Origin of the sequence: Prochlorococcus sp. MIT 1201 (assembly GCF_047303415.1) — a bacterium.
Taxonomy (GTDB): Bacteria; Cyanobacteriota; Cyanobacteriia; order PCC-6307; family Cyanobiaceae; genus Prochlorococcus; species Prochlorococcus marinus_D.
In genome coordinates this window covers 2395893-2420557 of sequence record NZ_CP138947.1, presented here as the reverse complement: position 1 = coordinate 2420557, position 24665 = coordinate 2395893, and the positions used below count along the sequence as shown (strand labels likewise).

The 24665-nt window shown below is 51.5% G+C and carries 29 protein-coding genes and 1 pseudogene; 13 read left to right on the top strand and 17 right to left on the bottom strand.

Features of this window, described 5'->3' with window-relative positions:
• The first annotated feature begins 44 nt into the window (after window positions 1-44).
• Window positions 45-446, top strand: coding sequence for an HNH endonuclease (locus tag SIB41_RS11690; protein WP_063420792.1), 402 nt, complete (start codon window positions 45-47; stop codon window positions 444-446).
• Window positions 447-453: 7 nt separating this feature from the next.
• Here SIB41_RS11690 and SIB41_RS11685 read toward each other — a convergent pair whose 3' ends face one another.
• A complete protein-coding gene (locus SIB41_RS11685; RefSeq protein WP_063416241.1) occupies window positions 454-675 on the bottom strand; it encodes a hypothetical protein in 222 nt (73 codons plus the stop codon).
• A gap of 32 nt (window positions 676-707) precedes the next feature.
• Here SIB41_RS11685 and SIB41_RS11680 point away from each other — a divergent pair, with 32 nt between their 5' ends.
• Window positions 708-1628, top strand: a complete 921-nt coding sequence (locus tag SIB41_RS11680; protein WP_413359149.1) for an SDR family oxidoreductase — start codon at window positions 708-710, stop codon at window positions 1626-1628.
• On the opposite strand, the gene SIB41_RS11675 is transcribed toward SIB41_RS11680, so the two are convergent.
• Entirely contained in the window at window positions 1600-1812 is a 213-nt protein-coding gene (locus tag SIB41_RS11675; protein WP_041384227.1) for a hypothetical protein, read from the bottom strand. The two genes, SIB41_RS11680 and SIB41_RS11675, sit on opposite strands and share 29 nt — an antisense overlap.
• On the opposite strand from SIB41_RS11675, the gene pdxA reads away from it, so the two are divergent.
• Window positions 1811-2842 carry a 4-hydroxythreonine-4-phosphate dehydrogenase PdxA gene (pdxA, locus tag SIB41_RS11670; protein ID WP_413359147.1) on the top strand — a complete coding sequence of 344 codons (1032 nt, stop codon included), beginning with the start codon at window positions 1811-1813 and terminating at the stop codon, window positions 2840-2842. The genes SIB41_RS11675 and pdxA overlap by 2 nt on opposite strands.
• Here the strand turns inward: pdxA and accB are convergent, their stop codons facing one another.
• Together accB and efp are read right to left on the bottom strand one after the other, a co-directional pair.
• Window positions 2843-3337, bottom strand: a complete 495-nt coding sequence (gene accB, locus SIB41_RS11665) for an acetyl-CoA carboxylase biotin carboxyl carrier protein (protein ID WP_011129411.1) — start codon at window positions 3335-3337, stop codon at window positions 2843-2845.
• Window positions 3337-3897 carry an elongation factor P gene (efp, locus tag SIB41_RS11660; protein ID WP_011129410.1) on the bottom strand — a complete coding sequence of 187 codons (561 nt, stop codon included), beginning with the start codon at window positions 3895-3897 and terminating at the stop codon, window positions 3337-3339. Before efp ends, accB begins: the two co-directional genes overlap by 1 nt.
• A 65-nt stretch (window positions 3898-3962) precedes the next feature.
• Here efp and SIB41_RS11655 point away from each other — a divergent pair, with 65 nt between their 5' ends.
• Both SIB41_RS11655 and thiL read left to right on the top strand, forming a co-directional pair.
• Window positions 3963-5045, top strand: a complete 1083-nt coding sequence (locus tag SIB41_RS11655) for a peptidylprolyl isomerase (protein WP_413359145.1) — start codon at window positions 3963-3965, stop codon at window positions 5043-5045.
• 10 nt (window positions 5046-5055) lie between these two features.
• On the top strand, window positions 5056-6039 hold the full coding sequence (gene thiL / locus SIB41_RS11650) for a thiamine-phosphate kinase (RefSeq protein WP_413359142.1): 984 nt from the start codon (window positions 5056-5058) through the stop codon (window positions 6037-6039).
• Window positions 6040-6126: 87 nt separating this feature from the next.
• Here the strand turns inward: thiL and gap are convergent, their stop codons facing one another.
• Window positions 6127-7149: a type I glyceraldehyde-3-phosphate dehydrogenase gene (gap, locus tag SIB41_RS11645; RefSeq protein WP_063420881.1), complete on the bottom strand. Its 1023-nt coding sequence runs from the start codon at window positions 7147-7149 to the stop codon at window positions 6127-6129.
• A 171-nt stretch (window positions 7150-7320) separates the two neighbouring features.
• Here gap and murC point away from each other — a divergent pair, with 171 nt between their 5' ends.
• Genes murC through SIB41_RS11630 form a run of 3 tightly spaced genes read left to right on the top strand, consistent with a single transcriptional unit; the run spans window position 7321 to window position 10052 of the window.
• Window positions 7321-8787 carry a UDP-N-acetylmuramate--L-alanine ligase gene (gene murC, locus SIB41_RS11640; RefSeq protein ID WP_413359139.1) on the top strand — a complete coding sequence of 489 codons (1467 nt, stop codon included), beginning with the start codon at window positions 7321-7323 and terminating at the stop codon, window positions 8785-8787.
• Window positions 8763-9686, top strand: coding sequence for a UDP-N-acetylmuramate dehydrogenase (gene murB, locus SIB41_RS11635; RefSeq protein WP_413359136.1), 924 nt, complete (start codon window positions 8763-8765; stop codon window positions 9684-9686). The genes murC and murB overlap by 25 nt, the downstream gene beginning before the upstream one ends.
• Before the next feature lie 24 nt (window positions 9687-9710).
• Window positions 9711-10052: a YbaB/EbfC family nucleoid-associated protein gene (locus SIB41_RS11630; RefSeq protein WP_011824714.1), complete on the top strand. Its 342-nt coding sequence runs from the start codon at window positions 9711-9713 to the stop codon at window positions 10050-10052.
• On the opposite strand, the gene rsgA is transcribed toward SIB41_RS11630, so the two are convergent.
• Genes rsgA through grpE form a run of 4 tightly spaced genes read right to left on the bottom strand, consistent with a single transcriptional unit; the run spans window position 10009 to window position 13097 of the window.
• On the bottom strand, window positions 10009-10974 hold the full coding sequence (gene rsgA / locus SIB41_RS11625; protein WP_413359133.1) for a ribosome small subunit-dependent GTPase A: 966 nt from the start codon (window positions 10972-10974) through the stop codon (window positions 10009-10011). The genes SIB41_RS11630 and rsgA overlap by 44 nt on opposite strands.
• Window positions 10961-11206: a sulfurtransferase TusA family protein gene (locus tag SIB41_RS11620; protein ID WP_011824712.1), complete on the bottom strand. Its 246-nt coding sequence runs from the start codon at window positions 11204-11206 to the stop codon at window positions 10961-10963. Before SIB41_RS11620 ends, rsgA begins: the two co-directional genes overlap by 14 nt.
• On the bottom strand, window positions 11203-12339 hold the full coding sequence (gene dnaJ / locus SIB41_RS11615; RefSeq protein WP_413359130.1) for a molecular chaperone DnaJ: 1137 nt from the start codon (window positions 12337-12339) through the stop codon (window positions 11203-11205). The genes SIB41_RS11620 and dnaJ overlap by 4 nt, the downstream gene beginning before the upstream one ends.
• 44 nt (window positions 12340-12383) lie before the next feature.
• Window positions 12384-13097, bottom strand: a complete 714-nt coding sequence (gene grpE, locus SIB41_RS11610; RefSeq protein WP_063420783.1) for a nucleotide exchange factor GrpE — start codon at window positions 13095-13097, stop codon at window positions 12384-12386.
• 91 nt (window positions 13098-13188) lie between these two features.
• Between grpE and SIB41_RS11605 the strand changes: the two genes are divergently transcribed.
• Both SIB41_RS11605 and SIB41_RS11600 read left to right on the top strand, forming a co-directional pair.
• The gene (locus SIB41_RS11605) at window positions 13189-13344 is read left to right on the top strand and encodes a hypothetical protein (protein ID WP_413359128.1); all 156 of its coding nucleotides are present in this window, start codon (window positions 13189-13191) and stop codon (window positions 13342-13344) included.
• A 187-nt stretch (window positions 13345-13531) separates the two neighbouring features.
• Complete coding sequence (locus SIB41_RS11600; RefSeq protein WP_413359126.1) at window positions 13532-13840, top strand: hypothetical protein; 309 nt, start codon at window positions 13532-13534, stop codon at window positions 13838-13840.
• Between the two features lie 36 nt (window positions 13841-13876).
• Here the strand turns inward: SIB41_RS11600 and SIB41_RS11595 are convergent, their stop codons facing one another.
• Complete coding sequence (locus SIB41_RS11595; RefSeq protein ID WP_413359124.1) at window positions 13877-14035, bottom strand: hypothetical protein; 159 nt, start codon at window positions 14033-14035, stop codon at window positions 13877-13879.
• Window positions 14036-14262: 227 nt separating this feature from the next.
• Here SIB41_RS11595 and SIB41_RS11590 point away from each other — a divergent pair, with 227 nt between their 5' ends.
• Window positions 14263-14916: a hypothetical protein gene (locus tag SIB41_RS11590; RefSeq protein WP_413359122.1), complete on the top strand. Its 654-nt coding sequence runs from the start codon at window positions 14263-14265 to the stop codon at window positions 14914-14916.
• A gap of 203 nt (window positions 14917-15119) precedes the next feature.
• Window positions 15120-16189, top strand: a pseudogene (locus tag SIB41_RS11585) (type II secretion system F family protein).
• Here the strand turns inward: SIB41_RS11585 and SIB41_RS11580 are convergent.
• Window positions 16164-17486 (bottom strand): NAD(P)/FAD-dependent oxidoreductase, encoded by a 1323-nt coding sequence (locus SIB41_RS11580; RefSeq protein ID WP_413361547.1) that lies wholly within the window; start codon window positions 17484-17486, stop codon window positions 16164-16166. The pseudogene SIB41_RS11585 and the gene SIB41_RS11580 sit on opposite strands and share 26 nt — an antisense overlap.
• A complete protein-coding gene (msrB, locus tag SIB41_RS11575) occupies window positions 17413-17919 on the bottom strand; it encodes a peptide-methionine (R)-S-oxide reductase MsrB (RefSeq protein WP_063398947.1) in 507 nt (168 codons plus the stop codon). The genes SIB41_RS11580 and msrB overlap by 74 nt, the downstream gene beginning before the upstream one ends.
• Window positions 17920-17988: 69 nt before the next feature.
• Here msrB and dusA point away from each other — a divergent pair, with 69 nt between their 5' ends.
• Window positions 17989-18993, top strand: a complete 1005-nt coding sequence (gene dusA / locus SIB41_RS11570; RefSeq protein ID WP_413359119.1) for a tRNA dihydrouridine(20/20a) synthase DusA — start codon at window positions 17989-17991, stop codon at window positions 18991-18993.
• Window positions 18994-19002: 9 nt separating this feature from the next.
• On the opposite strand, the gene SIB41_RS11565 is transcribed toward dusA, so the two are convergent.
• From SIB41_RS11565 to nusB, 5 genes are all read right to left on the bottom strand, one after another.
• Window positions 19003-19539, bottom strand: coding sequence for an RNA recognition motif domain-containing protein (locus tag SIB41_RS11565; protein WP_413359117.1), 537 nt, complete (start codon window positions 19537-19539; stop codon window positions 19003-19005).
• Between the two features lie 123 nt (window positions 19540-19662).
• A complete protein-coding gene (argH, locus tag SIB41_RS11560) occupies window positions 19663-21075 on the bottom strand; it encodes an argininosuccinate lyase (RefSeq protein WP_413359115.1) in 1413 nt (470 codons plus the stop codon).
• Between the two features lie 29 nt (window positions 21076-21104).
• Window positions 21105-22508 (bottom strand): PP2C family protein-serine/threonine phosphatase, encoded by a 1404-nt coding sequence (locus tag SIB41_RS11555; RefSeq protein ID WP_063416273.1) that lies wholly within the window; start codon window positions 22506-22508, stop codon window positions 21105-21107.
• A 62-nt stretch (window positions 22509-22570) separates the two neighbouring features.
• Window positions 22571-24025 (bottom strand): signal recognition particle-docking protein FtsY, encoded by a 1455-nt coding sequence (gene ftsY / locus SIB41_RS11550; protein WP_413359112.1) that lies wholly within the window; start codon window positions 24023-24025, stop codon window positions 22571-22573.
• Window positions 24025-24660, bottom strand: coding sequence for a transcription antitermination factor NusB (nusB, locus tag SIB41_RS11545; RefSeq protein ID WP_413359109.1), 636 nt, complete (start codon window positions 24658-24660; stop codon window positions 24025-24027). Before nusB ends, ftsY begins: the two co-directional genes overlap by 1 nt.
• Window positions 24661-24665 lie beyond the last annotated feature (5 nt).

Below are 24665 nucleotides of genomic sequence, written 5' to 3'. Positions count from 1 at the left end.
TCAAAGAGCATTCGCGGCAAACTGCACAAAACCGAGGAACTGGGATGCACAATAGGGACGCGGTTTTCCTCGAAGATCTCTGCCCCAAGTTACGTGTCCGAAGATGGAGGAAATCCCTTCACAACTATACGGCTCAAAGTTGTATCTATTGCGGTAAAACTTCTGAATCAATTGACCATATTTTGCCTCGCAGTCGTGGAGGCTTAAGTATTACTCAAAACTGCGTTCCGGCCTGTCTCTCCTGTAACGGTCACAAATCAGATGCCCATGCCTTCGAGTGGTATAGACGCCAACGCTTCTATGATCCGCGACGCGCAATGGCCATCCGCGCCTGGATGGATGGCGATCTCAGACTGGCTTTAAGGTTGCTTCAATGGACCCAACCCAACCATAGAGAAGCTCCTGTTATCAGCGAAGATGAAGAATGGATGCCCCAGCTGGCCTAAGCCAATCTCACCAGACCTGACAGGCCACCACAGGATGATGTCTTTGGCAAATAGAAGCCTGCTGCTCAGGTTGCTCCGGAGCCAGAAGCATCGCACCTGTCAACAAAGCCAAAGGCAAGACAAAATGAAAAGCCGAACTGATCTGCCGACCTTGAACGATCCTTGGACATGCCCGACGCGGCAGCATGGACACTGAAATCGCGGAAGCGCGCAAATAGGAGCTCGCCATGACCAAACCCAGAATATAATACATTTGTACTCATGCTCGCAGAGCTTGTCAAGCGGAGTCCGCCTCTCCCCACCGGCTCAAAGTTGCTGGTTCTCGGTGGAGGATTCAGTGGCCAGCATCTAGTGGCTCTGGCGAGAGCACTTGGCAGCACTGCTATCTGCAGCCGCAGAGACATCAACAGCCCAGGCGCAGACATCGCATTTGATAGTGCCACCAAGCTGTTGCCAGCCACGAAAGTTCTAGAAGGAGTCACGCATTTACTCAGCTGCATACCGCCAGCAGCCGATGGGAAAGATCCAGTACTGACATGCTTGGGCGACCAGCTCAAAGCGTTGCCATTGCAATGGGTTGGCTATCTCTCCACCACAGGGGTTTACGGAGATCGCCAAGGACGCTGGGTCACAGAAATCGATCATCCTCAGCCTCAACAAGCTCGGAGCAAACGAAGATTGGCCTGTGAAGAGGCCTGGCAAGCTTCGGGATTACCCCTGCAGATTTTGCGACTGCCTGGCATCTACGGACCAGGCCGCTCAGTGCTTAAAAGCGTCAACACAGGTCAAAGCAGAATGATCCATAAGCCCAACCAGGTGTTTTCAAGAATTCATGTCGATGACATCGCAGGCGCCATCATGCACCTAATCCAATGTGCTGCTGATGGACAGCGACCCATCGTGATCAACGTCACCGATGACATGCCAACAGCTTATACAGACGTACTCGGGTTCGCCGCCCAACTACTTGGAAAGTCCCTACCCGAAATTGAGCCATTTGCAGTTGCCGCTGCACAGATGAATCCCATGGCACTCTCCTTCTGGCAAGAGAATCGCAGGGTCAGCAATCAGCTCTTATGCCGCGAGCTTGGCTATTCCCTGATGCATCCCAACTATCAATCCGGCCTTAGAGACTGTTATCTGGCAGAAGGTTTCAAGGTCTCACAGACGAATTTTCCTTAGTTGTTGAACGTTCCCGATCCGGACCACCAAGAATGAACTCGTTCCAATTGAAGGGCTTCTCTGGATCGATAAATGTCAACCCGGCATCGCGCAAAAACTGACTCCAATGCACCACCAACCAACCATTCCGCAACCCGGTACCAAGACCAAACAACAGCAAACCAAGCAGCAACCAGCGCATCATGGCTATGCCTTCTGAAGGCTTTGACGCTAATCAACTTATCGTTATCGCCATCGGCGATCCCGCTGGCATCGGGATGGAGGTCACCCTAAAGGCCCTCGCTTCACCAAGCTTGCCATCAAAGCTGCATCCCCAGCTGGTTGGCTGTCGAAAAAGCCTAGAACTGACCTATGCCCAATTACAAGCTCAAGGAATCTCTCCCCTAGCCAATCCAAAGAACCTCGATATCAAAGATCTACCCCTGCAGAGCACACTTCAGCCTGGATACCCCACAGCGCAGAGTGGAGCCGCAAGCTTTCTATGGTTGACAAAGGCAACAGAACTCCTCTTGAAGGGTCGAGCCCGCGCCCTTGTTACCGCTCCTATTGCCAAGCAGGCCTGGCATGCAGCAGGCCATCACTATCCCGGTCAAACAGAACGACTTAAAGAACTGGTGGGAGCTGATCAAGCCTCCATGCTCTTCACCGCGATCTCACCTCATAACGGCTGGCGGTTCAACACTCTGCTAGCAACAACCCATATCCCTCTAGCAGCAGTCCCACAAGTGCTTACCCCTGAGTTGGTTAGAGCGAAGCTCAACGTACTCAAGGCATTCTGCCAAAGATTCAAAACCGATCCATCCATTGCAGTCGCAGGCCTCAATCCCCACGCTGGCGAGCAAGGCCAACTGGGCCATGAAGAGCTGAAATGGTTGATCCCAATGCTGAAAAGATGGAAAACGGAGCACCCTGAGATCCAACTAGACGGTCCTTTACCTCCCGACACATGTTGGCTTTCAGCTGCAAAGGCTTGGCATGGCATCCCTTGCGCCCAAACCCCAGACGGGATCCTGGCCTTGTACCACGATCAGGGTCTAATCCCAATGAAGCTGCTGGCTTTCGACTCGGCCGTCAACACCACCCTTGGGCTTCCATTTCTGCGTACCTCACCTGATCACGGCACCGCCTTTGACATTGTCGGAAAGGGATGTGCCAGACCCGACAGCATGTTGGCCGCCCTAAAAGCCGCCTGGGAGCTCACGGAATCAAGCTGATCAGCCAGGCTTAACACGCATCAAAACCTGACCGAACTCAACTGGCGTGCCGTTATCTACAAGGATTTCAACCACCTCGCCACTGACTTCAGATTCCAACTCATTCATCAACTTCATGGCCTCCAAAATGCACACGATCTGACCGACACCGATGCGACTACCAACTTCTACAAATGGGGATTCCCCAGGGCCAGGAGCACGATAAAACGTGCCGACCATCGGTGCCGTTACCTCCAGGAAATCAGTTCTTGAACCTGGTACCGCTGGAGGCGGAGTCCCAGGTCCGACCATCTCAACTCTCGGTTCTGGAGCCGGTGAAGGCATCTCAACGGTCGAAGACAATGGCATCACCGGAGCCACCACTGCTGGTGCAGGGATATTCCTCCTGACCTCTAGACGAAAATCATCTCCCTCAAGGCGAAATTCCTGTATGTCGCTTTCCGCCAAGGCTGCAAGCAACTGGTGCAGTTGATCATGATCGAGCTGCATAGCCATTAGTTCTCGCGACCGAGGTAGCTGTCGTTACGTGTATCGACTTTAATTTTCTCGCCCACAGAAAGAAACAAAGGAACCATCACCTGAGCCCCAGTCTCAAGGATGGCGGGCTTAGTGCCACCGGTAGCGGTATCACCCTTAACACCAGGATCAGTTTCAGTGATTTCAAGCACCACAGAATTGGGGAGCTCCACCTCAAGAGGATTTCCGTTCCATGAGACCACATTCACCTCCATCCCTTCCTTGAGGTATTTACGACTGTCACCAATCTGCTGCGCTGTAAGCCTGGTTTCCTCATAACTAGACATGTCCATAAAGACATAGTCACCGGACTCCATATAAGTGTGTTGAAGAGTCGACTTCTCAAGCAAGGCCTGCGGAAGCATCTCCCCAGCCCTAAAGGTTTTTTCCACCACGTTGCCGCTCTGCACCGCCTTCAACTTGGTACGCACAAATGCTGAACCCTTACCCGGTTTCACATGCAAAAACTCGACTACACGCCAAACAGAACCGTCTAATTCAATCGAGGTGCCAGTGCGGAAGTCGTTACTTGAGATCATTCCCGCTGAACGGATCAGATGGATCATACGGCTGTGCCAAAGTCCCAGCACAAGAAGAGTTCCACATGCCAAATACTCCTCTACTGACCAGCCTGATCACAGTGCTCGCAGTACTTTTGCTGAATTGGGGTGATCCTGTTCTCGCTGCTCTGCCAGCTGGAAGTGCAGTGACGGATGGTGCCGCAATCCTGCGAAATGCCCTACCAATCGAACAAAAAGATCTCCGCCAAATGCAAGCCACCCTTGAGGCCACTAGCAAAGTGGTTGGGTCTTCAAAGGGCAATCGCTGGGTTGCACTAAACGAAGCTGCTTCTTCTAGTCAGTTCCTAGTAATAACCCGCAAAAAGAGCATCCTCGCAGCCATCCCAGAAGCATCTCGAGAAAAGGGTGAAGCCCTTTTGGAATCCTTGGGAGAAACGGTCCAGGCCCTGGGGGATGCAGCCAGTAATCAAAACGTAGATCGCTTCATCAACCTACGTCGCGAAAGTCTCAAGCAGATCGGTGATCTAGAAGCGCTATTGGTGAATGATTTTCCTTACACCATCCCTGAGGAATTCAACTCACTACCACGGCTTCTTGGTAGAGCAACTGTATCGATCAAAACCACAAAAGGGAACATCACTGCTGTCATTGATGGCTACAACGCACCTCTAACAGCCGGCGCCTTCGTAGACCTAGCTCTCAAAGGCTTTTATGACGGATTGCCATTCACACGCGCTGAAGACAATTACGTACTACAAAGCGGTGACCCCACAGGACCTGAAAGCGGATACATCGACCCAACAACCAAGAAAGAACGTCAAGTGCCTCTAGAAATCCGTATTCCAGAGGAACCAACTCCATTTTACAACCAAACCTTTGAAGACATCGGTCTTTACAAAGCCACACCAGTCCTTCCATTCGCCGCCCTTGGCACACTCGGATGGGCTCATTCCGACCAGGCTATAGACGACGGTTCCTCCCAGTTCTTTCTATTTCTCTATGATGCAGAATTAACTCCAGCTGGTCTCAACTTGGTGGATGGCCGCAATGCAGCCTTTGGCTATGTCGTTGAAGGTACCGAGTTACTTAAAAAACTCGAAGTTGGTGATCAAATCTTATCCATCAAAGTTGTCGATGGAGCTGATCGGCTGAAGCCCCACGCCTGAGGACTTGTGTATGGGCGAAACCCTAGCCCAACTTGGTGAAAACGAACTACTGCATCGACTAGCCCGCTTTGCTCCTGCTGGCCAACTTGACGACGACACAGCGCAAGTCCACACCAATGAGGGAGAACTCCTCATTAACACCGATGTCATGGTTGAAGGCATTCACTTCAGCGAAGACACCACGACTCCAAAAGATGTTGGTTGGCGTTGCGTAACCGCCAACCTTTCCGACCTAGCAGCCAGTGGCGTTGATCAGATTCTGGGTATCACTGTCGGACTTGTAGTCCCTCCAGAGACCCCCTGGGACTGGGTAGAGAAGGTTTATTTAGGCATAGAAGCCGCATTGAAACAGTTTGGAGGGACCTTGCTGGGCGGCGACTGTTCCCGAGGGGATCAACGACTACTCGCAATCACCGCCCTTGGCACTCTCGGGCCAGTACGGTTGCACCGCTCCCAAGCCCAACCTGGAGATTCTCTTGTCGTCAGTGGTCCCCATGGCCTCAGCCGCCTTGGCCTGGCCCTACTTCGCTCAGATCCACTGATAGAAGCAGCCCTGCTGCCAGACAAACTCAAACAAAAAGCAATAGAAGCTCATCAACACCCTCAACCATGCCTGAAGGCACTCCACGCTCTTCAAACCTGTAAACCTGCAGAACTTCCATGGCGAGCTGGGGGCACCGACAGTAGTGACGGACTTCTGGCAGCGGTTCAAGGCCTTTGCAGAAGCAGCGGTTGCCGGGCGATTCTTGATCCAAAAGGCCTACCCAAAGACCCTGACTGGCCAATAGGCCAACACTGGGATAGCTGGTGCCTAAACGGCGGAGAAGACTTTGAACTTATTCTCAGCTTGCCACCGAAATGGGCCACCGCTTGGCTGCAAGTTCTTCCATCAAGCCAAGTCATTGGTGTCATGGAACAAGGCCCACCTCGGGTGGAATGGGCGCATGGCAAAGGAGAAGTGAGCAACTTCTCAAGCTTCAAACATTTCCAATAAAGAAAGAGAACAAACCCCTCGCTAATAGGAGGGGTTTATAACTCAAAAAGAAGCTAGAAGCTCAGAAAGTAGTAATCCTCTGAAAGATCACTTCCAATTCTTGGCCACAATCTCAGCGAGATCGACAACCCTCTGGCTATAACCCCACTCGTTGTCATACCAAGCAACCACTTTCACCAAATTGTCGCCAATAGTCATCGTGAGATCCTCGTCAACGATGGTGGATTCATTAGTACCGGCGTAGTCACTAGAAACCAAAGGAAGATCACCATATTTAATGATTCCCTTCATGCCACCCTGAGAAGCCGATTTGAGTGCAGCATTCACTTCTTGAGCAGTCGTGGAACGACCAGACTCAAAAACTAGATCGACCGCTGAAACGTTTGGGGTTGGTACACGCATGGCAATACCCGTGAGCTTGCCCTTCATCTGTGGATAAACCAAAGCCACAGCCTTTGCAGCGCCAGTTGAGGTCGGAACAATATTCATGGCTGCCGCACGAGCACGGCGAAGATCACGATGGCTGTTATCGAGGATCCGCTGATCACCGGTGTAGCTATGAATAGTCGTCATCAGGCCCTTATTGATCCCAAAGGTCTGATCAAGCACCTTCACGATTGGTGCCAGGCAATTTGTTGTGCAGCTGGCATTACTGAGAACATTGAAATCACCGTGACGGTACTGATCAGCATTGACGCCCACGACATATGTGCCAACACCATCTCCTTTACCTGGAGCCGTGAGGATCACTTTCTTCGCACCAGCCTCGATGTGTTTACTAGCCCCCACATCAGTATTGAAAACCCCGGTGGACTCGATCACAAGATCGATACCCCACTCCTTCCAAGGAAGATTCAAGGGGTTGCGATCTGAAAAACACTTAATGGTTTTGCCGTTGATAACAAAAGTGTCATCGGTATAACCGATCTCCGCATCCTTGATCTGTCCAAGAATTGAATCGTACTTAAGCAGATGAGCATTGGTCTTAGGGTCAGAAGTGACATTGATGCCAACCACATCAATACCCGTATTCGCACCACGGCTTAGCCAACAACGCATGAAGTTGCGACCGATTCGGCCGAATCCATTGATCGCAACACGCAGAGTCATAACAAAAACGGGGAAACCGCAAGGGAAGTGGCCGCCGATCATACAGAAATAGGTTGCACTTTCCGCTGTTCCGGATGAGGAGGCGGCCCATACCTTGCACAAGGTCAACCCCGGCCGGACCTCTCCAAAACATAAGAATGACGGGCTTTTAGCCCAAGACTGGCTTATCTTTTGAACCTATGGTTTTGCCCATTGACCAGCACGCTCAACCGCCAGCAACCCATCCACTTCATAGGTGTTGGCGGCATCGGCATGTCTGCACTAGCTCTAATTCTGGTGAATCGAGGTCATATCGTCTCCGGCTCCGACTCACGAGAAAACACTACCGTTGAGCAACTGAGAGCTCAAGGAGTAAGGGTCTTCCGCGATCAGAGCGCCGCAAACATCGATGCCATTTGTAGCAACGTAGATCTCCTTCCTTTGGTTGTGATCAGCACAGCCATTCCCAAGAGCAATCCTGAGCTCAAGGCAGCCAAGCTGTCTCAATTGAAAATCTTGCATCGCTCAGACCTCCTTGCTGCCTTGATTCAGGCACAACCATCTATTGCAGTAGCCGGAAGCCATGGCAAAACCACCACCAGCACCCTGATCACCACACTGCTGGCCACAACCGATCAAGACCCAACAGCTGTGATTGGTGGTGTCGTGCCTTACTACGACAGCAATGGCCATGCGGGCAAAGGACGACTGCTAGTAGCAGAAGCTGATGAATCTGATGGATCTCTCGTCAAGTTTCAGGCAACGCTCGGCGTGATCACCAACTTGGAGTTAGATCACACCGACCACTACGCCAATCTTGATGAACTGATCAACACCATGAAGCGGTTCGGCCAAGGTTGCCGACGACTGCTGGCCAACTTCGACTGCCCAATCCTCAAGGAGCATTTCGATGCCACAGCTTGGTGGTCAGTCAAAACCTCAGAGGGTGTTGATTTTGCAGCTTTACCAATTTGCCTCAATGGCGATCAAACAATTGCGGACATTTACGAGCAGGGCAAACGGATGGGGCAAATCACACTGCCAATGCCCGGACTTCACAACCTCAGCAACGCTATGGCAGCTATCGCAGCCTGCAGACTCGAAGGACTGTCCTTTGAGGACGTGCAACAAGGTCTTGCTGACCTGCAGCCTCCTGGGCGCCGTTTCGACTTCCGAGGCACCTGGGAGGGTCGCCAAATCGTTGATGATTACGCCCACCATCCAAGCGAAGTCAGCGCCACACTCACAATGGCGCGCCTAATAGTAACTAGTGGTCGTAGCCAACTACCGAACCCACCCAAACGCATTTTGGCCGTGTTCCAGCCTCATCGATACAGCCGTACAAACGAATTTCTCTACGACTTCGCAAGGGCACTCGGTGAAGCGGATGCTGTTCTGTTAGCACCCGTTTACAGCGCCGGAGAGAACCCTATTCAGGGAGCAACGAGTGAGAGCCTGGCTAAAGCGATCAGAATCCAACACCCCAACCTGCCAGTCGCCGTAGCCGAAAACTTCAATCAGCTAACCCTATTGGTGCAAAAACACAGCCTCAAAGGCGACCTAGTCCTCGCCATGGGTGCAGGCAATATCAACAATCTATGGAGACAACTGACATGTCTTGACAACGCAAAGAGATGCCCACCCTCCCTGGCAGCCTGACCCTAGTGAAGGGGATCAAGCCCCAACCACTGGTTTCTCTTGCCAACTTCACGAGCTGGCGCGTCGGAGGACCTGCGGAATGGTTTGCATCACCCAGCAGCGTGGAGGAACTACAGACACTGATTGCTTGGGCTTATGAACAAAAGATGCCCTGTCGAGTCATCGGAGCAGGATCAAACCTACTGATCAACGACGCTGGCTTGCCGGGCCTGAGCCTTTGCATGCGCAAACTCCAAGGGAGCGACCTAGATCCAAAGACTGGCATTGTCGAAGCCTTGGCCGGTGAACCAATCCCCAACCTTTCCAAACGCGCCGCAAAGGCTGGCCTACATGGCCTGGAATGGGCTGTTGGGATTCCTGGAACAGTTGGTGGTGCAGCTGTCATGAATGCTGGAGCCCAGGGCGGCTGCACAGCCGACTGGCTGGAATCTGTACAAGTCCTCGACCTCAATGGCGAGGGCCCTTTTGAACTGAGCCGCCAAGAGCTTGACTACGGCTACCGACAAAGTCTCTTGCAGGAAAAAACACTCCTCGTGCTCTCAGCCAGATTCCGCCTAGACCCCGGGCATGATCACAAGGAGCTCAATCAAATCACACAGCAAAACCTCACTCATCGCACGACGACACAGCCTTATCAATTGCCTAGTTGCGGAAGTGTCTTTCGCAACCCAGAACCCCTCAAAGCTGGTCGTCTAATCGAAGCGCTGGGTCTGAAAGGTCACCGCATTGGAGGAGCTGAAGTCTCACCCATTCACGCCAACTTCATCGTCAATATTGGTGGAGCCACGGCTGCCGACATCAATCAAATGATCACCCTCATTCAGCAACGGGTACAGATGGCCCATGGAGTGATGCTTCATCCTGAAGTGAAACGACTTGGTTTCGAAGCGACCGCTTAATCTGCCCATTCCTCCAGCAACGCAATGGCAGGGTTCGGACTTCCCAATTTCGGCCAACTCACCGAAGCCTTCCGCAAGGCCCAACAAATCCAACAAAACGCCCAAAAACTGCAGGAAGAGCTAGATGCCATGGAAATTGAGGGCAGCAGCCCAGACGGCAGAGCAAGTATCTGGCTATCTGGCAACCAGCAACCACTGCGTGTGCGCCTTGAACCCTCACTGCTTGCCGAAGGACAAGATGCCAGCGAAACCGCGATCTTGGCCGCTCTTCAATCCGCCTATGAGCACTCCACCACCACCATGAAAGAGCAAATGGAAGAACTTACAGGAGGCCTGAACCTGAACCTCCCCGGGATGAGCGACTGAGGCACTCAATCTCCTCCAAAAAACGCTTATAGATTGGATATCGTTCCCAACTTTTATCAACCCCACAACCGGGCTCATCACGATGGAAACAATCCCTAAATCTGCAGGGATAATCTTCAATCTGTCCATCAAATTCAGGGAACAACACCGCAAGCTTGCGCGGATCAGCAGGAAGTTCAGGTCGATTAAACCCTGGTGTATCAGCAACAAGAGATCCTTCGCACAGTCGAAAGAGTTCAACATGACGAGTGGTATGCCTACCACGTTTCAACCGTCCAGAAACAGCGCCTACGCGCAGGGATAGCTGGGGCAAGAGCTGATTGAGCAAACTGGTCTTACCCACACCTGAAGGACCACAAAAGACAGCAAGTCGTGTACTGCTGAGTTTGTTTTTTAGGGCACCTAACCCCTCTCCGGTCTGCACAGAAACCGCCATAGGCCGATACCCCCAACCCCTTAGCCGCACAAGCTGCTGCTCGAGCTGCTCCGAAGTGATCAGATCGCGTTTGGTAAGGATGAGGTGAACATCAACACCAGTCTGCTCAGCGGACAGTAGAAAACGACTCGCTTGGTCAGCGTCAAAGCAAGGCTGCTTGACTGCCAAGGCAACAACAACAGCCGTAACGTTGGCGACTGGCGGGCGGTTGATCCAACTCTGCCTAGGTTCCACATCACCAACCACAGCTCGACGCTCCTGCCAATCGATTGCTTCCACCCAAACTCGATCCCCCACATGCACGGCAGCCCCGCGATGGTCCAGGCGCGTTCGACGAGTACAAAGCAAACGCAATGGTTCATCATCCGTTGATCCTGTCCAGCTCACCAATGAAGATGGATTAAAAGTCTCGAGTTCTACCTCGAGAAAATTGGCTTGTAAGGCCACCACCATCCCTGCAAGCCGCGGCGCCTCAGCCGCCACCACAAGTCACCATCAACCTCAACCAAGTGTTTTCCTGAGCAATAATCTCAACGCGATGGCCTGCCTCTACTAACCCTGGAACCACCATCGCCTCAGGTTCCCCACGATCAAGATCCACCTGTAGACGTTCCTTGGCCTTAAGACCCTCAAGAGCCAAGCGACAGCGAATAAAATTGATTGGGCAAGGAGTACCGCGCAAATCAATCTGCTGATCAGGAACAAGCTGGGCGGTCATCCTTTCTGGCCAAACAAACGAGCAAACAAACCACTGTTGTGATGGTGATGCTGCCTGCCTTTAGCGGAATGATGGCCAGCAAGATCTTCAAGCAAGCCCCGCTCCTCATCAGAAAGACGAATGGGCAACTTCACATTGATAGAAATACGCTGATTACCTCTTGCTACTGGGTTTCCTAGCTTAGGAATACCCTTGTTTTCAAGGGTGAGTACAGCATTGGGTTGAGTTCCAGCAGGAATCTCAAGACTGGTGTTGCCATCAACCGTATCAACCTCAATGATGTCTCCAAGGATTGCCTGGAGATAACTCACGTTGACTTCTGAAAGCACCGTGATCCCATCACGTCGCAATTGGGGATGGGATTTCACCGTCAAAAATACGTAAAGGTCTCCAGAAGGTCCACCCCGCAAACCAGCATTTCCCTCACCGGCAACTCTCAGACGAGTTCCTGTATCAACCCCAGCGGGAATATTGATGCGCAATTTCTTACGAACCTGACGTACACCCTGTCCAGCACATGCAGGGCAAGGATCTGCAATCACCTGTCCAGTCCCTTCACAACTGGGACATTCCGCCACCTGAGTGAAGCTCCCGAAAGGTGTTCTGGTCGCTCGTCGAACCTGACCAACACCACCACAAGTGGAACAGGTCGTTGGTCCACTACCCACCTTGGCTCCAGTGCCGTTACAGGTGTCGCAAGTTTCAAGATGGGGAATTTTGATCTCTCGTTCTTGGCCGAAAACAGCTTGCTCAAAGTCAATCTTCAAGTCGTAGCGAAGATCATCTCCTTGCTGCGGTCCCCGTCGTCGTGGACGAGCGGCACCAGATCCACCAGCCCCTCCAAAACCACTAAAAAAGGTCTCAAAGAGATCAGCGAAGCCACCCATATCTCCCACATCGGGCATGCCCGCTGCACCCCCAAGCCCAGCCTCGCCAAATTGGTCATAACGGCCACGAGTCTGAGGATCGCTAAGCACCTCATAGGCACGACCGATCTCCTTGAAACGATCCTCTGCACCAGGATCCTTATTGATATCTGGGTGATACTGACGTGCAAGACGGCGATAAGCCCGCTTCAGGGTATCGCCATCAGCATCTTTGCTGACCCCTAGCAGGTCGTAATAATCAGCCATCAGCTCGTCAACACTCCTTCACCCTAAAGGGCAACAGCATGCCATCAGACCCCTGGTTGGGCAGGATCTGCCTCACCTTGAAAAGTTGCAGTGGAGTCATCATTGGGTTGAGGTGAAGAAGGAGAGGCGCCACTCTGCGGGCCTGGTCCCATAGACACCTTCACAAGAGCATGGCGAAGCACCCTGCCGTTGAGGTGATATCCACGCTGAAGTTCCTCTGTGACTACATCCTCTGGATGCTCCTCACTGGGCTCTCTTGAAACAGCCTCATGGAGGGTGGGATCAAACGCCTGTCCAACAACCCGCATTGAAGCAACACCCAATTGCTTGAGCACATCAACAAGCTGTTTGTAAAGACCCTGATAACTGCGATGAAGAGCCTGAGCCTCCTCTCCCTGAGGCTCTAATTGCTGACGAGCTCGCTCAAAATTATCCACCACCGGCAGAATTTCACTCAAAGTAGTACAAATGAGCTGTAATCGCAGATCGTCCTGATCGCGACTCTGACGTTTGCGGAAATTATCGAAATCTGCAGCAATCCGCATGTACTGACTACGAAGAGTTTCGTGCTCTTCCCGCAGGCTGCTGTGCTCCTGCTCCAACTGCTGTAAGCGAGCCTCATTATCCGCTAATGGTGCAGATTGAGCTGAAGGCTGACCCTCGTCGGAATTCATCGCTGCCACTGATTCCAGAGGCACGGAAGCCTCTAAACCCTCAGCAGCAGGATCGTGAGATGGGGTAGGGGCGTCGCCACTCATGCTGACCGTTTGCAAATTCACGTCTAGACATGTTGATGGGAGTAGCACACCTCCCACAAGCGGCGGAAGCCCGCACCTCCAATTTCATTTCTTGTTCGTGACCCAGGGCCGACCAATCCCCAAAGCAACCAACAGCATCCAGCAGCGACTGGAACTGGAACTGCTCCTACAAGTCAGTGTGCTTAGTCACGAAGAACTTCTTGTCGGAGTGGAGCTAATGGCCAACCACAAACCACACCACTCTTGACATCTCAACGTGGCAACAATTCCAGGCCATGCCAATCAACATACACAACCAACATTTGATTGTAGCCATCTCGGACCAATGAAATGAGCAAACCAAAAATCAACTAATCTCAGTGCTGCAGTCCCAAGGCTTCAGCACAGAATTCCGTCTCGCGCTGGCATCCGACATCAGCCAGCTGCTTGCACCAATGAGATCTGAGCAGCACATTGAATCTGCATCCACGTCAAAAGCAACAAAGCCACTTGCACAAACACCAACCTCCCTGCTGGCAGGATTTAGTGCCGAAGGCGTGCTCGAAGAAGATCCTGAAGAACAAGCCAGAATTGCTAGTTCCGTAGAGGATTTGGAGTCCAGCTTGATGGACTCAGACAGCTCACCAGTCATCAACCTGGTGGACCGCATACTGCTAGAGGCACTGCAAACAGAAGCCAGCGACGTACACATTGAGCCGCAACAAGACGGACTACAGATCCGCTTACGTCAAAACAATCGATAGTCAAACCACTTCAAACCTAGTCCTCCAATATCAAAACTAGGGGGGAGCCAGAAGCTCTTGAAGCCGACCCATTGCGTCAAATACAAAACCGGGGTCAGGTGTTAGCGGTCCAAATTTTTCCGCCACCATGGTGCGAAAAGCACCCTCTCCGTTATTTACTTCCGCAAATGCTCTTTGTCGTTCTCTGAAGTTCATCTAACAGCTAAGAAAATAGAAAGATACTTTTGATTCACCTCTTGAGTTATCAGCATACTAATTAAAAGGCAATCATTGTAGGAACCTTCCAAGCTAAACTATGATCAAGCTAATACTTGGAACTGGAAAAGTTTAATAGTCCAAGCCAACTGAAATCTCAGCTTTTGCTAATGAGCTTCTCCTCAAGTGTCAGGAATCTATTTAGACATCGTTACTGGCTTGTGCTGTTGCTTCCAGCGAGTTGGCTAGGAGGGTTTGTGCCGCTAGGCAGTCCGTATGTATTTGGCGCCGAAGCATATGGAGACTACTTCCTGATGAATTTGCACTCTTGGACGGTAGAGAGCTCTGAGGTGCCAGGAATAAATAGTATGTCTTTTGATCCAGTCTGGTGCATAAAATGGGGATATTCAGGTCTTGACGGTGGGTCCCAGGGCTACACATGTGGCGGATATATAAAAAAGAACCCTGTTGAAGATGGATTAACTAGAGGGATCTTAGTTGTTGAATTAGCTCGCATGAAGAATGTCTTGCACTCACAGCCAATAGTGGCAATTGCAAACCTGGATCCGTTTATTCATCCTCTCCCTACAAATGGACCTTGCCTTGATCCATTAATGAATTCATATGGGATTATTTGCGAGAGCAAGGCAACAAAAAGAAGAATGCCTCTGGATCTATTGATGTGGAAGGCAGCCGCAACAAATGACTGGAATGCTCTCAAGTTGCATCACGATGGAGGATTGATAAGCAGGACTCGAGTAGGAAACCTACTAGCCATATGGCCAATTTATGTGCTTTTATTGCTGATTTTACTCATGGGGATAGATATCATCAGGATGTTTGCATTCATTATATCAAAGATCATCAAGAGATTTTCTTAAAAAATCTTCCCACTATCTATTTACAATGCCATTCAAGACACATACCTTCTTCGAGAGCATTAACACTTGTCTGCCGTGGCCGTCTCGTGCATCTATTTGATCAAGTTTCGTTGCCGCGCTTGCTAGTTTTGCGTTGACCGAACTAGCGCCAAACCAGCAGTTCTATTCGCCAAAAAGGATTGCTATGACAGAGGGCAAGTAGGTTGCCAATCGATCTAAGTGTCGCTTTCGAAAACTCACCAATTGTAAAAGACCAAGCAATTTTCGCAAGCAAATTGGCAACTCTGCTGGATGCAGGCGTTCCGATCGTGCGCAGTCTCGACCTAATGGCTAGTCAGCAGCGCATGCCTATGTTCAAACGTGCACTGATGAAGGTGAGTCTTGATGTAAATGAAGGCAGTGCCATGGGCACTGCTATGAGCAAGTGGCCAAAGGTATTCGACCAACTCAGTATCGCGATAGTGAAAGCCGGAGAGGCTGGTGGTGTTTTGGATGAATCTCTAAAGAGACTCGCCAAGCTATTAGAAGACAATGCCCGACTCAAGAACCAAATCAAAGGGGCCCTTGGTTACCCAATCACCGTGCTGGTAATAGCCATCCTCGTATCCCTAGGCATGACAATCTTCTTGATCACGACCTTTGCAGAAATCTTTGAAGATTTAGGCGCCGAGCTGCCCCTGTTCACCCAGTTCATGGTCGACCTAAGCAAATTATTGCGTTCCTCCTTTTCCCTGCTATTAACAGGTGTCCTACTGGTGTGCGCTTGAATTATCAACCGCTACTACTCCACTCACCAAGGACGCCGTCAGATCGATCGACTGAAGCTGAGAATCCCCCTATTCAGCAATCTGATCATCAAAACTGCCACCGCTCAATTCTGCAGAATCTTCAGCTCATTGATCAGAGCAGGCGGACCAATCCTGATGTCACTAGAAATTGCCAGCGGTTTCGCTGGCAATGCGATCATTTCCGACGCCATTCTTGAATCACGAACCCTTGTGCAGGAAGGGGTGCTCCTTAGTGCAACCTGAATCGCCAAAAAGTGCTTCCAGACATGGCCTTAAACATGCTGGCTATTGGCGAGGAAACCAGAGAGATAGATCAAATGCTCAGCAAGCTGGCTGATTTTTACGAGGATGAGGTCTCTACCTCGGTGAAGGCTCTGACCTCAATGCTTGAACCCGCGATGATCGTTGTAGTGGGTGTCATCGTGGGCTCCATCCTGCTAGCGATGTATCTCCCCATGTTCACCGTGTTTGATCAGATCCAGTAGCGAGCTGCAAACCCTTTGCAATGGCCTGACCAGCAAGCCAACCACTGGTCCAACAATGCTGGAAGTTGAACCCCCCCGTCAGCCCATCCACATCGAGAAGTTCCCCAGCAAAATAAAGACCTGGACAAACCCGACTCTCCATCGTCGCGAGATTCACCTCGCCCAACTGCACTCCCCCAGCCGTAACGAACTCTTCTCCAAATGGCCCCTTGCCACTGATTGAGTAACAGCTGGCAACCAAAGCTTCAAACAAAAGACGTTCCAAACGGGCAGGACAATCCGCCCAGCGCAAATCCGGAGTAGCGCCCACTTGAGCCAACAAGGACAACCAAAGACGACGGGGCAAGTTGGACACAGGACGAGCTGATCCCAGAGTGCGTCTACCTTGGTGATGACGTAGGTCACGCAGTGACTGCTTCACCAGATTGTGACTACTCATGCCAAGCCAATTGACAAAAAGTTTTCCCCGATAGTGATCGCCTTGCAAAGCCCTTGCAGCAAAAGCAGTAAGCCGCAAAATGGCAGGCCCACTTAATCCCCAATGAGTAATCAACACCCTGCCGGTCTGCTGAAAGTTTTGACCTCCAGCCTTAAGACTGAGATGAACGCCATCGAGAGCCAAACCAGAACAGGCGATTAACGCAGGTGCCTCCAGAGCAAGACTGAACAGAGAAGGAACTGACGGCACAAGCTGATGACCCATCGCTGCCGCCAAGCGACGACCACTGGGATGCCCACCCGTAGCCAATAAAACCCTTTGAGCCTGAAAAGAAGACCCATCCCGACATTGAACTAAAAACCCTGCAGCACCCCGACGCTCCAAACTCTGTACAACCTTCTGACTGCGCAAGCTGACTCCAGCCACCACTGCTGCCTGCTTCAGACACGCCACCACTGCAGAGGAGCAATTAGCCACAGGGAACATTCGCCCATCCGGCTCTGCCACAAGCTCCAGGCCCCGATCGGCAAACCAAGCCACCGCATCACCAGTAGCAAACCGACTAAAGAGGCCCAGCAATGGGCGGCCACCTCGGGGGTAATTGGTCACCAAATCACCTGGCTCCCAGCAGGCATGGGTCACGTTGCAACGGCCGCCACCACTGATCTTCACCTTCGTCAATGGCTCAGAGGTGGCCTCCAACATATGCACAAAAGCCAAACCCTCCTCAGCCGCGGTGATTGCCCCAAAAAAACCTGAGGCACCACCACCAACAACGATCAAATCAACTGGCGGGTCGGAAAGTAAGGGCAACTCCGTTATTGCAATAGCGCTTGCCGGTTGGCCTAGGACCATCATTGAAGACATGTCCCTGATGACCGCCACAGCGCCGGCAATGATATTCGCTGCGAGGAATAATCAATTTGAAATCTACTTTCGTTTGAATAGCTCCAGCAAGGGGCTCCCAGAAACTTGGCCAGCCAGTACCACTATCGAATTTCGCCGCAGAAGAAAACAACGGCAGATCGCAACCTGCACAGTGATAGATGCCCACACGCTTCTCCTTGTTGAGAGAACTCGTAAAAGGGCGCTCGGTTCCCTCCTCTCGAAGCACCCGATAAGCCTCAGGGGAAAGACGCTTTGCCCACTGCTCATTACTAAGCGACCAATCAAGATCCTCAGCCCTCGTAGCAGCAAAGGCTGCTGCAGGTCTCCTATAAACACCAAAGGCTCCTGCAATAGTGGCTATCAGCAAAGAACGACGACTCAATAGCAAAGCAGTAATGGGCATAAGCGCAGCCAAAATCAATGACCTTCTTTCTAGGAAAGCGCAACACAACTATGAAGCCAGCATGAATCAATGATTGCTCCTTTCACGCCACAGGTTGATGGTGCTTATCGGTTCAGCGTGGCTCCAATGCTCGACTGCACAGATCGACACTTCAGGGTACTAATGCGACAAATCAGTCGCCGGGCGTTGCTTTACACGGAAATGTTGGTGGCCCAAGCTCTGCATCACAGCAACCGTCTTGATCATCTGCTCGATTTCGACATCATCGAGCATCCCCTGTCTCTACAAGTAGGAGGCGATGATCCAAAAATGCTTGCAGAAGCAGCGCGCCTGGCCGATGCCTGGGGCTACGACGAAATCAACCTCAACGTGGGATGTCCCAGCTCAAGAGCAAAAGCAGGCAACTTCGGTGCCTGCCTAATGGCTAAACCTGATCAAGTCGCACGTTGTGTTGAAGCGATGGCGATGGCGAGCCCTCTTCCAGTCACCGTGAAACACCGTCTAGGAATTGATAATTTCGATAGCGACGCTCTACTCATGACCTTTGTCGACCGAGTGTCCATAGCAGGAGCCACTCGCTTTACTGTGCATGCACGAAAAGCCTGGCTAGAAGGGCTTGACCCCAAACAAAACCGCACGATTCCACCACTTCAACATCAACGAGTCACCCATCTCAAGCAACAACGCCCGCAGCTCACTATTGAAATCAATGGAGGACTAGAACACCCTACCGACTGCCTAACAGCGCTGCAAACCTGTGATGGGGCAATGGTGGGGCGAGCAGCGTATGCCCATCCGCTCCGCTGGCAGAGCATGGATGAGCTGGTCTATGGGGAACAACCACGCTCAATCAATGCTTCTCAAGTCATAGGAGGATTACTCCCTCATGCCGAAACCCACCTAAGCAGAGGTGGCAGGCTATGGGATCTGTGCCGACATCTTTTACAACTCGTTGAAGGGGTACCGGGCGCCAAAGCCTGGCGGCGAGACCTTGGCATCAAGGCTCAAAAAGCCGATGCCGATCTAAGAGTGTTGCAAAAAGCAGCCCAGCAACTTGAAGATGCCGGGCTTTAAGGACTTAACTCAGCCCTCCGCTCCCCCATATCCGCTGTAGCTGTCACCACCTTCACCCTCAGGTGCAGCGCCTCCCCTACGACGACGAGTGCGACCCTCGTCATAGGAACTTGTTTCAGGAGAAGCTCCGCCATAACTGCGATCTTCCCAACCACGAGCTCCGGAACCACGATCTCCACCACCGCCACCGCCATATCCGCCACCGCCACCGCCACCGCCACCGCCATATCCACCGCCACCGCCATATCCGCCGCCACCGCCATATCCGCCGCCACCGCCATATCCGCCGCGACGAGGTGCACTGCCACGTGGCTCTGCCTTATTAATCCTCAAAGGGCGACCCATCATTTCCGCCCCTTGAAGAGCTTCGATAGCCGCAGGCTCAGCTGCCTCATCAGCCATCTCAACAAAAGCAAAGCCCCTTTTGCGTCCTGTGTCGCGTTCCAAGGGCAAAGCACAATTCGCAACCTCACCAAAAGGTGCAAACAATTCAATAACGTCTTCCTGCTCAGCGCGGAAGGGAAGATTGCCGACGAAAATACTCACTTTCCTTGTGGACCGTAAAAAAAGTAGTGGACCAATTGGCCAGGTATAGCCATTAGTTCATGATTCGGGAATGAATCAATCCACCTTTGGCTCTATCAGCGTAGACCCGCCGATGCATTTCGATCATGACAGTACGGAATCAAGGCGGCTACGCCAGTGACGCAGTTGCTCCTCAACTCGATCAAAACCAGTGCCACCTTCACTAATCCGCACAGCCACAACCCGCTTTGGAGCCAATGCTTCATGCAAATCCTCAGCAATAGCAGAGTGAAATTCCTGCCATTGTTCAAGGCTTAGATCACAAAGCAAAATCCCTTCGTCTAAACAACGCTTCACAACCGCACCCACCAATTGGTAGGCCTCCCGAAAGGGCACTCCTTTAGCAACCAAGTAGTCAGCCACATCAGTGGCATTGGAAAAGTCGGATTCAACGGCAGCTGCCAAGCGTTCCGAACAAAACTCCAACCCTTGCTCCATCAAAATCGACATGGCTTCCACACAATCTTTAGTAGTGCGAACGGTGTCAAAAAGAGCTTCCTTATCCTCCTGAAAATCCTTGTTGTAAGCCAATGGCAATCCCTTAATCATGGTCAGTAGACCCTGAAGGTGACCAAACACACGACCACATTTGCCTCGTACCAATTCAGGCACATCAGGATTCTTCTTCTGAGGCATCAAGCTGCTGCCAGTGGCACAACGGTCGCTGAGACGCACAAATGCAAATTCCTCAGACGCCCAGAAAATCACCTCCTCCGCCAGGCGACTGAGATGGACCATGACCAACGAAGCCGCCGCTGTGTACTCAACAGCAAAATCGCGATCACTTACCGCATCCAGGCTATTCGCGTAAATACACTCAAAGCCAAGTGCTGCTGCTGTATTTTGGCGATCAATAGGCACTGATGTTCCTGCAAGGGCAGCCGCGCCAAGCGGCGAAATATTGACTCTTCCGCGAACATCTTTAAACCGATCTCTATCCCTTTGAATCATCTCGATATAAGCCAAAAGATGATGGGCCAAGCAAAGCGGCTGGGCACGCTGTAAGTGGGTGTAGCCGGGAATCAAAGTTTGACGATGGGATTCTGCCTGTGTCAAAAGAGCATGCTGAAACCGCTCCAGTTCACAATCCAAATCATCCAAGCGACGCCGTAACCACAAGCGCAGATCCGTGCCTACCTGATCATTGCGACTTCGGCCTGTATGAAGTTTCTTGCCGACAGGCCCCAATAAAGCGATCAGCCGCCTTTCAACAGCGAAATGAACATCTTCATCAACAAGTCCTGGCTGAAACTCTCCTGCAGCTGCTTCTGAGCGGATTTTCTCAAGGCCGCCCTCAAGCTGAGCTGCCTCTTCAAGACTGATCACTCCACATTCGCCAAGCATGCGTGCATGAGCGATAGACCCATCCAAATCTTCTTGAAGCAGAGTGATGTCAAAGCTGATGGAAGCATTGAACCGCTCAATAACCGGATGCAATCCCTCTTCAAACCTTTTGCTCCAACCTTCTGCAGAACCACTGGTTACTCCACCTGCCATCCCTTCATGAGCAGCGAGTCAACAGCTTGTCAGGCCAGGGACACAGACGGCAGCGTTACCTCCTCTGGCACTTTCAAAACCACCATTGAGGCATCATCTTCCAGTTGATGGTCCACACCGACAAACCGATCCAAACGGGCAAATAACTGATCAAGAATCCCCTGTGCGCCTAAACCACTTCGACAAGATCCCTCCATTGCGCGAATCAAGCGAGCTTCATCAAAACGATCTCCGGTGATGCCAGGAGCTTCGGTAACACCGTCTGTGTAGTAAATAATCACGTCACCAGGCTTGAGCAAAATTTCACCACAGCTGTAATCCGCCTCTGGCTGAAGTCCAATCAACAAACCAGGCACATCAAGCCGGCTCACACTGCGTTGCTCAGCTCGCCAGATCAGAGGAGGATTATGAGCAGCATTTGCATAGCGAAGACGACGCGTGCGCGGATCGTAGTCAGAATAAAAAAGAGTCACAAACCTATGGGACTGAGCCAAGTCCTCTTGAGCTAGCTGATTGAGATCATGGAGAATCCGATTGGGCGGCAGACCGCTTAATACCTCTGCACGCAACATGCCCCTGAGCATGGTCATTAATAAACCAGCAGGTACACCCTTACCCATCACATCTCCCATCACAAGACCCCAACGACCTCGTTCCTTGCGTCGACCGATCAGTTCTGGACGGGTAGGAATGAAATCGTAATAATCGCCGCCAACCTGAAAGGCGGGACGGCAACGAGCCGCAAGCTCGACACCTTCAATCACAGGACAACGATCCGGCAAAAGCTGAGCCTGAATCTCTGCCCCGATACTGAGTTGACGGTCCACCCGCTCGTGAAGACGGGCCTCCTGAAGCATCAGATCATTCTCAATAGCCACCCCAGTCAGGTCTGCCACCAACTGCACATGGCGACGGTGAACATCACTCCAAATCAGAGCTGCTTGAGGATCAAAAACATAAAGCCTGCCACGCTGCTGCCCGCGAGCAACTAATGAGGTGGCAAACATCCCGGCCCTAGCCAAATGGCGCTGAACCAGCTGATCCATAGCAAGAACCTGTGCCTCATCAGTACCGAAACCTGTGGCAAAACCTGCTTCAAATGAAGCCAACTGCCTCACTAATTCCTGACTCTGATCAAATGGAACTGCCTGAAGCTGCTCCCTCCACAAACGACCATCAACCTGAAAAGGCACGAGCAATGCTCCTTGTACGCCCACCAGACGGGAGGCCACCACAGGGACCAATTCGAGAAAACGATGCAGATTGGTGAAACTGCGCAGGGCAAAACCCAACGAAACCAACAAGTCCTGATTGCGGCGCTGCTCCCTCGACAAGCTATCAAGCAATTGCCGCAACGACGTAGAGGCTGACACCTGCTGAGAAGCGCTACGAAAAGAAGGCGTCGGATGTCGCCGTGGCGACTTACTGCTCACAGCAACGGCACAGCAGGGTTAGAAAGTTAGCAAGATCAACTGCTCAGGCAGCCGCCAGAACATCAATAGTTAGCCAAGAGTGCCTCAACAAATTCAAAACTGTTGAACGGTCGTAAATCACGGATCCCTTCACCAGCGCCGATGAAACGAATCGGCAACCTCGCTTCTGAAGCCACCGCTAAGGCCACGCCACCACGAGATGTACCATCCAACTTGGTAATCACTACCCCTGTAAGAGCGGCCGCCTGAGCAAAAGCCATGGCTTGTCGCAATCCGTTCTGACCTTGACTGGCATCAAGTATCAAAAGAGATTCAACCCTGGCTTCAGGTGCTAAACGATCAATAATGCGTCGAACCTTCTGTAGCTCCTCCATCAAATTGTGCTTTGTCTGCAAACGACCAGCTGTGTCAACAAGCACAAGGTCCGTTGATTTAGATCGGGCCGCACCAATTGCATCAAACACAACAGCAGCAGGATCAGCATTGGCAGTGGAATTGGCTATGACCGGAACACCACTGCGAGCACCCCACACCTTGACCTGTTCAACAGCAGCGGCCCGGAAGGTGTCAGCAGCAGCAATCAAAGCGGTATAACCACTGCGTACTGCCAAGTTTGCCAACTTCCCAAGAGTGGTGGTCTTGCCAACCCCATTGACTCCCACAAATAACCAGATATTGAGACGACCCCGTTCTGGCGCCAAAAGATCAGTGCCAGTGTCTTGAATCGGAGCCTCCAAAAGATTGCAAAGTTGTTGTTTAAGAAAGCGAAGTCCTTCAGCAGGATCCACAACTTCTTCGTTCATTCGACGACGAAGTGCATCGAGAACTTGATCCGTAGCTTCAACTCCCGCATCAGCTCTCAAAAGTAATGTTTCAAGGTCATCAAGCACCTCAGGGGTAAGGGGATCATCTCCGAGGTTTTCCAACAGGCCTTTGACAAAACCTTGACGGGTCTTTTCAAGACCACGCCTGAGTCGGCCCAACCAATCAATCTCCTCTAAAGAAATTTTTTCCGGCTTGCGCCCCTGTGCTGCAAGCACTTCTGCAGACCACGCAAAGGTTTCGTCAAACTCACCAAGCCTGGGTTCAGGCGACGTTTCCGAAAACTGAGATTGTTGAGCTAGTTGAGGCAACACCTCCTCAACCTTTTCTTCAAGCTCTTGTTGACGAACCTGCCTCTGGAGTGCAGCTTGCTCCAATAAAGAACCCCCAGCCTCAAAACTTGAAGACTGAGCACTAAATTCAGGTTGAACATTCGCAGCAAGGGCTGTTTCGCTAGCAGAGTCCATCTCAACGGAAGGCTGTGACGTTTTCTGCTGCGCCTGCTGTGCTTTTAAGCGGGCGTAAGCACTGCGCGCCCACTCCAAAGAGGATTCCTCCTGGTTCATTGGAGAAGATTCCTCTTGATTATTAGACGAATCGGAGCTGACCACCTCAGAGCCTTCTGGCTTCTCCTCTAAAACTTTCTCAGTAGAAACATCGTCACTGGCTTGACGATTAAACCAGTCGTAAACCATTAGGCCAACGTCATAGTGGAGGCATCATGCAACCGTCTCAAAACACCATTAATCATGCGACGACCTTGATCATCGCTGTAGCGATGGGCCAATTCAACAGCTTCATTGCAAGCCACAGCAGATGGAGTCTGAAGAGCAGTTAAGTCCACCACGGCCAACCTCAAGATATCCCGATCAATACGAGGCAAACGACTCAAGCGCCAGCCCTCCATAACAGCATCAATACTTGCATCAATGCTGTTGCGTTGTTCTATCACCAACCTCACACGCTCTAGAGCCCCAAGCCGAATCTGCTCCTGGTTTCCTAACGCCAGCAAACGGGAAATTTCCAAGCTTGTTGAAACACCATTAATCACCTGTTCTGCACCAATCAGACAAGCCTGTAAATGCTCACGAACCTGTCTCGTAGAGCTCGAATCACGATCTTGAAACTCACTATCGAGTAAATGCTGTTGAGCATTCTCAAGCTCAACAGCACAAGTATCAAGACCCTCTCTCCAGTGCTGACTCAGGGTATCAAAAGCCTTCTGAAGAAGACTCTCCAAAGATATTGTTTTCAACCTCGAACTTTCACGTTCGGGAATCTGACCAAGCACTAAAAGAGCCAGTTCTCGAGCAAGTGATCTGGACTGCATGATCG

Excerpts from the sequence above, each read along its gene's own strand:
- SIB41_RS11580 (WP_413361547.1), bottom strand. The coding sequence starts at position 17,486 with ATGATGGTCCTAGGCCAACCGGCAAGCGCTATTGCAATAACGGAGTTG.
- argH (WP_413359115.1), bottom strand. The coding sequence starts at position 21,075 with ATGGCAGGTGGAGTAACCAGTGGTTCTGCAGAAGGTTGGAGCAAAAGG.
- gap (WP_063420881.1), bottom strand. The coding sequence starts at position 7,149 with ATGACTCTGCGTGTTGCGATCAATGGATTCGGCCGAATCGGTCGCAAC.
- SIB41_RS11620 (WP_011824712.1), bottom strand. The coding sequence starts at position 11,206 with ATGACCGCCCAGCTTGTTCCTGATCAGCAGATTGATTTGCGCGGTACT.
- grpE (WP_063420783.1), bottom strand. The coding sequence starts at position 13,097 with ATGAGTGGCGACGCCCCTACCCCATCTCACGATCCTGCTGCTGAGGGT.
- ftsY (WP_413359112.1), bottom strand. The coding sequence starts at position 24,025 with ATGGTTTACGACTGGTTTAATCGTCAAGCCAGTGACGATGTTTCTACT.
- SIB41_RS11685 (WP_063416241.1), bottom strand. The coding sequence starts at position 675 with ATGGCGAGCTCCTATTTGCGCGCTTCCGCGATTTCAGTGTCCATGCTG.
- dusA (WP_413359119.1), top strand. The coding sequence starts at position 17,989 with ATGATTGCTCCTTTCACGCCACAGGTTGATGGTGCTTATCGGTTCAGC.
- SIB41_RS11680 (WP_413359149.1), top strand. The coding sequence starts at position 708 with ATGCTCGCAGAGCTTGTCAAGCGGAGTCCGCCTCTCCCCACCGGCTCA.
- pdxA (WP_413359147.1), top strand. The coding sequence starts at position 1,811 with ATGGCTATGCCTTCTGAAGGCTTTGACGCTAATCAACTTATCGTTATC.
- efp (WP_011129410.1), bottom strand. The coding sequence starts at position 3,897 with ATGATCTCAAGTAACGACTTCCGCACTGGCACCTCGATTGAATTAGAC.
- nusB (WP_413359109.1), bottom strand. The coding sequence starts at position 24,660 with ATGCAGTCCAGATCACTTGCTCGAGAACTGGCTCTTTTAGTGCTTGGT.
- SIB41_RS11675 (WP_041384227.1), bottom strand. The coding sequence starts at position 1,812 with ATGATGCGCTGGTTGCTGCTTGGTTTGCTGTTGTTTGGTCTTGGTACC.
- SIB41_RS11655 (WP_413359145.1), top strand. The coding sequence starts at position 3,963 with ATGCCAAATACTCCTCTACTGACCAGCCTGATCACAGTGCTCGCAGTA.
- SIB41_RS11690 (WP_063420792.1), top strand. The coding sequence starts at position 45 with ATGCACAATAGGGACGCGGTTTTCCTCGAAGATCTCTGCCCCAAGTTA.
- dnaJ (WP_413359130.1), bottom strand. The coding sequence starts at position 12,339 with ATGGCTGATTATTACGACCTGCTAGGGGTCAGCAAAGATGCTGATGGC.
- accB (WP_011129411.1), bottom strand. The coding sequence starts at position 3,337 with ATGGCTATGCAGCTCGATCATGATCAACTGCACCAGTTGCTTGCAGCC.
- msrB (WP_063398947.1), bottom strand. The coding sequence starts at position 17,919 with ATGCCCATTACTGCTTTGCTATTGAGTCGTCGTTCTTTGCTGATAGCC.
- SIB41_RS11600 (WP_413359126.1), top strand. The coding sequence starts at position 13,532 with ATGAGATCTGAGCAGCACATTGAATCTGCATCCACGTCAAAAGCAACA.
- SIB41_RS11630 (WP_011824714.1), top strand. The coding sequence starts at position 9,711 with ATGGCAGGGTTCGGACTTCCCAATTTCGGCCAACTCACCGAAGCCTTC.
- SIB41_RS11595 (WP_413359124.1), bottom strand. The coding sequence starts at position 14,035 with ATGAACTTCAGAGAACGACAAAGAGCATTTGCGGAAGTAAATAACGGA.
- murB (WP_413359136.1), top strand. The coding sequence starts at position 8,763 with ATGCCCACCCTCCCTGGCAGCCTGACCCTAGTGAAGGGGATCAAGCCC.
- thiL (WP_413359142.1), top strand. The coding sequence starts at position 5,056 with ATGGGCGAAACCCTAGCCCAACTTGGTGAAAACGAACTACTGCATCGA.